This is a genomic window from Streptomyces sp. NPDC057654, assembly GCF_042800135.1.
Taxonomy (GTDB): domain Bacteria; phylum Actinomycetota; class Actinomycetes; order Streptomycetales; family Streptomycetaceae; genus Streptomyces.
In genome coordinates this window covers 1-10,351 of the sequence record NZ_JBHVHQ010000235.1, presented here as the reverse complement: position 1 = coordinate 10,351, position 10,351 = coordinate 1, and the positions used below count along the sequence as shown (strand labels likewise).

Genomic DNA, 10,351 nt, shown 5'->3' with positions numbered 1-10,351 from the left:
GCGCCGGCCCCCCGACGGGACCCCGGGCGGGGCCGCCGCCGTTGGGGGGGGCGGGGCCCCCCGGCCCCCCCCCGCCGGGGGCGGTCCGTACCGGAGGCGGCGGGGTGAACGCCGGGCGCTGGGCCCGAGCCCGCCGGGACTGCTCGGTGTGCTCGCGCAGACCGGCCGTCAGGTCGTTGAGCCCTCCGGTGAACTCTCCGACCCGCTCGGTGCGCAGCTCGGTGACGGTGCTCTGGGCGGCGCCCACGGCCTCGATGACCAGATCGGTCAGCGTCCGCGGATCGTCCGGGTCGATCACCGACGGGTCGATCCGCAGATCGGTCAGCCGCCCCTCACCGCTCACCGTCGCCGTGACCAGACCGCCGCCGCCGTGCCCCGTCGCCTGACAGGAGTCCAGGTCCTCGCGCAGACCGGAGAGGTCGCCCTGGAGATGGCGCACCCGCTCGGTGAGGGCGGCGATATCGATCGAAGGACGGTCGGTCATGTGCGCTGCTCCTCGTGCGGGCCTGGGGACGGTGCGGACGTACGGGCACGCGGCGAGCGGGCGGCGGCTCCGGAGCACGCCGGCACTCGGGCGCGCCACCACGGGGGCGGCCGAACGCGGTAGGACGGAATCGGTCCGCCGCCCATCCTTCCCGCCGCCTCGCGACCCTGCCCAGATCCCTGTTCGGGGACCCCCGCGTCCGGGGGCGGTGACCCGGTACGCGCCGGGGCCGGACCGTTCCGTCCGACGGCGCGCACCGGGCCCGCGTGCGGCTTCCCGGTCCGGCGCACACGGCTCACCGGGACTCGCAGTTCTCCACCACCAGGTCGTGAGCCTCCGGCAGGCCCTCCAGCGTGCGGACGAACGCGTCGGCGGCGATGTGCCACAGCGGCCCCTCGCCGAGCCGCCGGAAGCCGAGCGAGCGCAGCAGTTCCGGCGCCGCGCCGACCGAGTTGGACTCGACCAGAACGTCGGTCGCGGTCAGCCGGGAGGCGCTCCGGAACAGCTCCCGGACGATCGACTCCGACCGCTCGGGACCGTCGTCGCCGGACAGCACCCCGGTGATGTGCAGGATGCGCGGCGGTTCGCCGCCCTGTCCGGACGCGGCGGTCAGGGGCGCGACCGGGTGGGGCGCCTGGACGTGCGGTACGTCCAGCATGCCCGTCCCGTAGCGGAGCTGGCCGACGGCCTGGCCGTGTCGACCGGTCGGGATGCCACCGGACGAGGTGCCGGTGGACACCCACTCGACCGCCTGGAGGCGGCCTCGGACCAGGGACCGGTCCGCGACCAGCGGCACGACCGGCTGCCGTGCCGAGGCGTCGGACTCCTTCGCTGCTGTGGTGGCGGGCGGCGCCGTCGTCAGGGTCGTTGTCGTGGCCGTGACCGGGGCGGGCTGGGGCGGGGCCGGGGCGGCGTCCAGGTTGGCGGACGGGATCAGGCCCAGGTTGGCGGGCGGGAGATGCTGCGGCCGCGGCTGGACCGTACCGCTTCGTTCCGGGTGTTCCCGTGTCTCCGACGTGGCGCCGGCGTCCCCTCCGCGCAGCCGCAGCGCCGGGCGGGGCTCCTGCCCCGTGGCCGGAGCCGGGGCTTGCCCCGGGGCCGCCGGGCCGTGGGCGAGGAGCTTGCCGTAGAGGTGCTGTTGGGGTCCCTCCGGCCCCTGGACCTCCTCGACGTGGTCGATCCGCCAGTCGAAGCCACGGGCGATGAGGAGTTCGCGCTCGTCGTCGCCCGTGGCGGAGAGGGCGCCGAGGTACAGGGCCGGGGTGCCCTGAGGGACGAGCAGATGGAGGATGTACGGACGGTCGGCGAAGTCCTCGGCGATGGGGCCGAGCGAGGTGGACATGAACCGTCCCTCGCGGACGGTCAGGCCCGGCGAGACGGCGAGGCCCGTGGGGAAGTACCCCTCGTCGAGCCCCTTGATGACCACGAGGTCCTGGGCGACGGGCAGCGTGCCGAGGATCTCGTCCATGGCGTGGACGTGGTGCTCGACGGCGGCCAGGGCATAGGCCACGAACTCGCGACCGGTCATGGGCTCGGCGGGTTTGCCGCCGACGAGGATGTCGTCGTAGGTCTCGTCGAGTTTGATCCAGTGCTGGTCGAGGATGGCGCGGGTGAACCGGGTGAGGGTGCCGTCGTGCGCGTCGAGGTCGCGGGCGAGCGCCTTGATCTCGATGTCGGCGGGCCGGTAGGGCAACCGGCGGATCTGCTCGTCCTCGGGGCCCTTGGTATAGGCGCGCAGGGCCTTGAAGGGACGCGGGGGCAGATCGCCGACGTACTCGTCCCAGTGGCCGGCGCCGTACGCGATGCCTTCTTCGGCGGAGCCGAACACCAGGGCGCCGGGGAACTTGTCGCGCTCGGTGTCCGCGTGCGGGTTGACCTGCCCGGCCTCCGTCGCGTCGGAGACCGATGCCTCGTCTTCCCCGTCTTCCTCGTCCTCGGACATGGCCGAGCCTTCGGACATCCCCGAGCCTTCGGACATCCCCGAGCCTTCGGACATGGCCGAGTCTTCGGATATCTCCGAGGCCCCGGACACCGATGAGCCCCCGGACATCGACGAGTGCGCGGGTGCCGTGGCGGTGTTCGCGGCCTCCGGAGCGCCGGCTGCCCGTGCGGCCATCAGACGCTCGATGTGGTAGCGGTGCGCCGCTGCGCGCGCGGCATCGGCGTCCGAGTCCTGGAACCGGTTCAGCCAGGGGGCGAGCGCCCGGGTGAGGCGTTCGGTCAGCAGCCGGCGGAGCCCGCCCGGCAGTCGGCCGGCGATCTCGCCGCGCCAGAGGTCTCGCCGGAACGCGAGGGCCGACGGGATCAGGAAGGCGGTCAGCCTCGCTTCGTCCTCGGTCTGCTCGTCGGGGCCGTCCTCAAGCGTGATGATCGTCGTCTGGAGGAATTCCTGCCACGCAGCCTGGTCGCGCGGCGTGGTGGCGACGCCCCCGTTCGTGAGAGCGGCGTGTCCGGCCCACGCGTCCCCCTCCAGACGCACCGCGGCGTCCAGCAGACGTTCGCGCAGCTCGGCGGCGACGGGATCGGTGCCCGCCAGGCGGGGGATCAACTGCCAGGCGAGTTCGGCGGCGCCGGCCGGCAGCGGCCGGCCCGACTCCAGGTACTCGGGGAGGCTCTGGACCTCCTCCGCCCACGGCGTGGCGTTCGTGGGGTCGTCGTGGGTGCCGGCCAGCGCCGCGAGCGCCTCCGGCGACGCCTCGGCGCCGACGACGCTGTCCTCGCCCGAACCCGACTCCGACATCGTGTCGTAGGACATCGCGCCGTGGGACTCGGCGTACTCCGACTCGCCGTCCTCCGACATGGCGTCGTCGGAGTCCTCGGAGACGGACTCGTCCCACTCCTCGTACTGCGCCGCCCCGCCGCGCAGCCGCAACATGGCGGGGCCGTGGGCGAGGAGTTCGCCGTAGAGGTGTTGCTGGGGGAGACCGTAGGGTCCCGCGGCCACGTCGACGTGGGTGACGCGCCAGGTGAAGCCGCGGGCGATGAGCAGTTCGCGTTCGTCGTCGCCGGTGTGGGAGAGGGCGGCGAGGTACAGGGCCGGGGTGCCCTGGGGGACATGGAGATGAAGGATGTAGGGGCGGTCGCTGAAGTCCTCGGCGATGGGGCCGAGGGAGGTGGACATGAACCGTCCCTCGCGGACGACGAGGCCGGGGGCGACGTCGGTGCCCGGGGCGAAGTACTGCTCGTCGAGGCCCTTGATGACGATGAGGTCGCGGGGGACGGTGCGGGTGGTGAGTATGCCGTCGAGGGCGCGGACATGGTGTTCGGTGGCGGCCAGGGCATGGGCGGCGAACTGACGGCCGGTCATGGGTTCGGTCGGCTTGCCCTCGACGAGGATGTCGTCGTAGGTCTCGTCGAGATCGATCCAGTGCTGGTCGCGGAGGGCGCGGATGAAGTGGGTGAGCGTGCCGTCGTTCGCGTCGAGGTCGCGGGCCAGGGCTTTGATCTCGATGTCGGCGGGCTGGTAGGGCAGCCGGCGGATGTGCTCGTCCTCGGGACCGCCGGTGTAGTCGCGCAGGGCTTTGGCGTAGCGCACGGGCAGGTCGCCGACGTACGCGTTCCAGTGCTCGGCGCCGTACGACGAGCCCTCGGCCGTGGAACCGAAGACCAGCGCGCCGGGGAACCGCTCGCGTTCGGCGTCCGCGTGCGGGTTGGCCTGCCCGGCGGCCTCCGCCGCGCCGGAGACCGAATCCTCGTCCTCGGACATCGCCGAGCCGTCGCCCTCGGACACCGTCGCCGAGTCCTCGGACACCTCCGAGTCTTCGGACATCGCCGAGCCCTCGGAGACGGAGTCCCTTCCCGGGGACATCGCCTCGTCGGAACCCGAGTGCTCGGACATCTCCTCGTCGGAGCTGTCCGCCTGCGCGGCGTCGCTGCGGTGGAGCTCGGCCAGCCAGGGCTGGAGCGCCCGGTTCAGGTGCTCGGTCAGCAGACGCCGGTCGCCGCCGGAGAGATGGCCCGCGATCTCGCCGCGCCACAGGTCCTGCCGGAAGGCGATGGCCGAGGGGACCAGATAGGCCGTCAGCTCCGCCTCGTCGGGCTCCTCGTGCGGGGCGTCCAGAAGCGAGACGACCGTCAGCTTGAGACGTTCCTCCCACGTCTTCCGGTCGTGCGGCGTGATGGTGTCGCCGGGGCCGGACAGGGCGGAGTGCCTGACCCCTGCGCCCCCCTCGGCGATCAGCCGCTGGATCATTTCCTGTTCCAGGCGCGCCGCCGCGTCCAGCAGGCGCTCGCGCAGGGCGGAGGCGGCGGGATCGGTGCCGGTCAGGCGAGGAATGAACGTCCAGGCGGGTCCGGCGGCGAGCGGGTGGGGCCGCTGTGACAGCAGGTACTCCGGGAGGCGCGTGACGTCCTCGGTCGCCGGGAGGCCCGGGGTGTCCTCCACCCACGGCGCGGTTCTGGCGGCGTCTGCGGGAGTGTTGGCCAACGCCGCGAGGGTGCCCGGCGTCGCGCCGGGGAGGACCGTCCCGTCCTCCTCGCTGGTGTCCTCGGCCTCCGACATGCCGTCGTCGGACGCCGCGTTCTCGCCGGCGGAACCATCGAGGAACGAGAAGAACTCGGGCCATCCCCCGTACAGCGCCGTGTACAACGCGGTGCGGCCGGAGTCGGTCTCCTCCGACATGGCGTCGTCGGAGTCCTCGGAGACGAACTCGTCCCAGTCCTCGTACTGCGCCGCCCCGCCGCGCAGCCGCAGCACCGGGCGGGATGTCCCGCTCTGGACCTGCGACTCCGGCTTCGGCGCGGTCTGCGCCGCCTCCTCGGCCGTCTGCGGTTCGACGGTCTCCGTGACCGGTTTCTGTCCCGTCGCCTCCTCCGGCTTCCGCTCCGAGGCGGACGTGCCCTGCCCCTCGGGAGCGGGCTCCGGCCGGGGCGGCGTCCACGGGATGCCGACCGTGACCGGAGCCATGCCCTGGGCCGTCCCCAGTTTCCGCGCGCCCTGGTAGTACGTGAAGGTCACGCGCACCGAACCCGTACGGATCTCGTGCGGCTGGGGGATCTTGGCGTTGGCGAAGACCCGGCCGGACTCGCCCTGCATGCCTCCTTCGCGCTGCCGGTGGGCGCCGCCGACGTGGACGCCGCCGCGCAGGCCGGCGACCTCGGTCACGCCGCCCTCCACGCCGAACTGCGCCTGGCCGCCCCGCTGGTCCGTATTCAGGTGCGTGGTGCCGAACCGGTGGCCGGCCTCGGCTCCCAGCGCCTGCTCCGCCTTCTCGTCCAGGCGTTCCAGGCTCAGCGGATCGGGCAGGTCGGCCGTGGCCGTGACGCGTACCTGCTCGCCGCCGACCGTGAACAGGTCGATGCCGAGCGGGGCGCGTGAGACGAGCCGCGTCTCGCCCTCGGCCCCCGTGGCCGGGGTCGCCATCAGGTGCGTCAGCCACGTCTGGAGGATCGGCAGGCCGAAGCGCTCCTGCGCCAGTTGCGCCCAGGTCCGGTGCCCGTTGCGAGGCCTGCTCCGCCACTGCTCGCCGAGGTACTGGAGTCCGTACGCGTCGAGCATCTGGTGCAGCCCGCCGACGGACCCGAGATCGCGTATCACCCAGTCCTGCACGGACTGCGGCTCGGTGGCCGTCGGCTCCTCGTGCGCGGTGGCGGCCGACGGCTCGGCGGCCGCGGTCTCCATCAGCGTCGCGAAACCGATCGTCGCGGTCCCGATGGCGCGCCCGGCGCTCTGCCGGGTCAGCTCGAACTGCCGGTCCAGTACCTGCCTGCGTCGCGCGCCGACCGCCGCGAGCCGCCGGGTCAGGTCGGTCTGCTGGGGTGTGCGGCGCAGGTCCGCGAGCTTGCGGGCGAGCTTCTGGACGAAGACCGTACGGCCCGCCTCGGTCCGCTGTTCCCCGGCCCGCCGGGACGTCTCCTGTTCCTCGGACGGCCGGGATGTTTCCTGTTCCTCGGACGGCCGGGACGTCCGCGCCGACGGCTGGTGCGACTCCGCGCCCAGGCGTCCGATCTCCTCCTGGAGCCGCCGGGCCCGCAGCCGGGCCACGGCCCGCCGGACCCGGCCGGTCAGGCTGTCGTCGGTGGCCCGCATGTCGAAGTGGAGCAGGACCGTGCCCTCGTAGAGCGACGCGGGAACCTTGCTCTTCGTGGTCCGGGCGGTCTTGCTCGTGGTCCCGGTGACCGAGAGCTCCTCATGGCCGGTCGTCCGGGTGCCGCTGCCGCCGCCGACGAGACTGACCCCGGGGGCGACCTGCCCCTTCCCGGAGATCTTGAGCGTGTGCGTGATGCTCGAACCCCCGCCGAGCGCGGACACGCCGTCCGTCCCGCCCTCGCCGAGCGTGCGCTCGGCGCCGACGGTGAACTCGGTGGTGCCGGCGTCCGCGGTGTGCGTCAGCTCCGCCACGCTCGCGGTGACCGCGACGACGCCGCCGCGCACATCGACGATCAGCGGCTGATCGGCCATCATCCCGCGCAGGTGCTGCCGGATCCGGCCGGTGTGCAGCCCCGCCGCCAGGTCCGACTTGGCCTTCTCCCAGCGCTTGCCCGTGCCGAAGACCCGCCTGCCGCGCACGTCCAGGGCGTCGAGCAGCTCACGGACGCCCGCGGCCGTCTCGGGCAGGGTGACCTGCTGGACGAGGTCGCTGTCGCCGAGGCGGCGCGACCGCCGGACGCGTTCGGGCTCGGGGCGCGGCGGGGGAGCGGTGGTCCGCTCCGTACGCGCGTCGACGAGGTCGCGGGCCGGGAAGGCGAGAAGCGCGTCCACGGTCCCGGTGACCGGCCCCACGGGCACCGGGTACTCGCTCTTCGTCAGCTTGACGTCGAGCCGGAAATCGACCTTCCCGTCGAAGAGCGCGACCGGCTCGACGGTCTTGCCCTTGGCCACCGAAGTGCCGCCGGAGTCCAGGGCGTTGCCGACGGTGCTGTCCGCGGACCTGGTCCCGGTGTACTGGACGGTGACGGCGTGCGGCACCTTGGCCGTGAGGTCGGCGGTCAGGGCGGTACGGGTGCGCCGGTCCCGCATCCCGCCGGTGGAGCGGGTCTCCTCGGTGCCGGTCTCGGACTCGAAGTCCGCGACCGTCCTGAGGTAGCGCGCGTCGCGCACGGCGACCGCGGTCAGGGACACCTTGGCGGTGAGGTCGCCGACCGACACCTTGACGGTCCGCAGCGCCTCCGGGTGCCCGCTGAGGTGCGGGATGCGCGGACGCAGGGCGAAGGGGTCCAGATGGACCGCGAAAGCCGCCTCGGCCCGTGACCAGCCCGATCCGAAGTGTCCCTCCAGGCGTTCGCGGAGAGCGCTCAGCAGGCGGCGGCCGCCGCGCAGACTGAGCACGTGGTCGGTGAGCGCGAGCCGCCGCTGCTCCGTCACCCGGCGCGGTGCGCGCGGCACGGTCTCCGACGGCCGGCCCACGGGCACGGCCTCGGTTGTCGGCTGCGGCTGCGTGACGCCCGGCTGCTCAAGTTCGCGCTTGTGCCGCAGGAGTTCGCCCGAGCGCGTGAAGGAGGCCGGCCCCTCCGCGTCCATCGTGAACCGCTCGCACAGCGACTGCGGAATGGCCACGACGAACGGGACCGTCGCGGCGCCGCCCGCGCGGCCGACGCGGTAGACGCGGCCCTGCGGGTCGGTGACCTGGAACCGTACCGAAGCCTCGCCCGAGAACACCGCCATCGGCTCGCGGTACTTGGCGTTGGTCAGGCTCTTGGCGCTCTCGGCGCCGCGCCCGCCCACACGGGTGCGCACGAGACGGCCGCCGCCCGCGGTCGGCTGGAGTGCGCTGCCCTGCGGCAGCGTGGCGTCGCCGCCCGCGAGCGCCTGCCAGCCGCCCTCGTGCCACACGATCGTGCGGACCGAGGCGCCGGTCGTCGTCTCGTTGAGCACGTTCAGATCGGCCTTGTCGACCGTCCGCCGGTACGTGAGCCGCTGCACGGCGGCCTCGGCCGAGATCGCCCTGTGCCCCGCGGTGACCGAGCCGCCGAGCGGCCCGCTGGTGAGCCGCGCGCCCTGCGTCATGGCCACCAGCCAGGCCGCCAGGCGCTCCCGGCGGAAGCTGCTGTGGACCACTGGACGGTGGTCCGCCCAGTCCCGGCCGAAGACGGCCACGCCGATGGCGTCGAGCCGCTGCCGGATCGACAGGTTCGGCTCGTTCCGGCCTCCGGAGCTTCGGTCCTCCTGCGGGAAGAAGTCGAAGTCCCCGCCGGCGAACAGGTCGTGGACGACCGAGGAGTCCGGCAGGCCGCCGTGGTCGCCGGAGGACCACAGGGAGAGCGGTGGCCGGTACGCGGTGGCGCCCGCGGGCAGCGACAGCGGCGACAGGCGCCGTAGCTCCGTCCGGAGTGCGGTCCGTGTGCTCGGTCCGGGCTGTGCGCTCTGCTTGGCGCGCCGGGCCCACTCGGTCTCGAAGACCGTCGCCTCGTCGACCGTCTCGGTCTCGGCCTGCTCCGACAGGGTGCGGAAGCCGAGCGTGGTTCGGGCCGTCGCGGACCGCTGCTCCTGGCCGCCCGCACTCCGCGCGAACCGCACGCGCACGACGGCCACGCCGTCGAAGACCGACCCCGCGGCCTTGGTCTTCGTCGCCGTTCCGGTACGTGCCGACGCCGAGGAGATGAGGACGCCGTCGTTCCCGCGGCGGCCGGTGAACCGGCCGGAGAGCTTGCCGGGCAGCTCGCCGAGCGGCGCCGCCTGGCCGCCGGCCGAGAGCGCCTGCCCGGACCCGGAGGACGTGGGGAGGGTGACGGTCCGGGTCACGTCGGTGCCGACGTTGAACTCCGTCTCTTTGGTGTCCCGCACGTGGCGCACCGTCGCGACCTCGGCGGAGAAGAGGACCGAGCCCTGTCCCTCGGGCAGCACGATGTCCAGCGGCTCGCCGGACATCATCGCGGTGAACTGCTCGTGCAGGAGGCCGAGGTCCACGCGGTCCAGCAGCTGGGCGCGGATCGCGGGCCAGGCGTCGCCGAACACCTCCCGGCCGATGTCGGCGGGCGACGGCCCGCCGGCGACCCGCTGGTCCAGCACGGCGTCCAGGCCGCCGCCGAGCGGCTTCCCGGTGAGGTCGGCCGGGTGGACGTCCATGACGATGTCCGTGGCCCCGACCGCGCGCAGTTCGCGCATCCGGGCCGGCGGGAGCCGGTGCGTACCGGGCGCGTTCGTGTGCTGCGCCGAGTCGGCCTCGGGGACCAGCAGCTGAGTCGGCACCGTGGCCGTGAGCCGCCGCGGCTGGGCTCCTGCTTGTCCCGGAGCTCCTGCTTGTCCCGGAGCGGGTACGGACGCCGGGTCGCGTACGGGCAGGACCCGGCTGCTCCGCCCGACGCCGGTGGCGGTCACGTCGGAGAAGTCGAACGTGAACGTGGCGACGGCACTGACGCGGAGCGCCTTCTCCGAGGTCTTGCCGCGCGCGAACATCCGCCCGCTCTGGTCGGTGGTGCTGCCGCTGGACCGGTCGGCGTTCGCGCTCGCCGAGAAGTCGAACCGGCCCTTCGGGACGGCCACCCGGAAGTCGGCCCCGTAGCGGAAGCGCCGGCGCCGGTCGTCGAAGTGACCGGAGGAGGACGCGGACTCGGCCCCGTTCTCGAATTCGACCTTGGGCAGCACGCTGTCGGTCACCGGGTCGCTCAGGACCGCGCCGACCTGGACCTCCCCGGACCAGCCGGGCAGGTCGAGGGGCACCCAGCGCTTGCCGCCCCGGCTCAGCCCGGACAGCCATGGCTTGAGTTCCTCGGCGCCGAGGTAGGCGAGGAGCTGGGTACGCGCCAGTTCCGCCGCCGCGTCGCCGAGCGCCTCCCGCAGGGCCGGCATCAGCTGGTCGACGACGGCCGTCTCGGAGCCGCCGAGCGTGAACACGATGTCCCCGGCCGCGAGCCGGCCCTCGGCCAGCCGGGAGGGAACCGCCGGAAGCCGCGCCGGCGCCGTGGCCGACGCGCTGGTGGAGGCGGTCG

At 73.8% G+C, this 10,351-nt stretch carries 2 protein-coding genes; both read right to left on the bottom strand.

Going from position 1 to position 10,351, the window contains the following annotated elements; genetic code table 11:
* A partial coding sequence (locus tag ACFU99_RS19140; protein ID WP_384393296.1) for a YbaB/EbfC family nucleoid-associated protein occupies positions 1-484 on the bottom strand: 484 nt, incomplete at its 3' end.
* Positions 485-779: 295 nt separating this feature from the next.
* Positions 780-10,256, bottom strand: a complete 9,477-nt coding sequence (locus ACFU99_RS19135; protein ID WP_384393293.1) for an ADP-ribosyltransferase — start codon at positions 10,254-10,256, stop codon at positions 780-782.
* Positions 10,257-10,351: the final 95 nt, after the last annotated feature.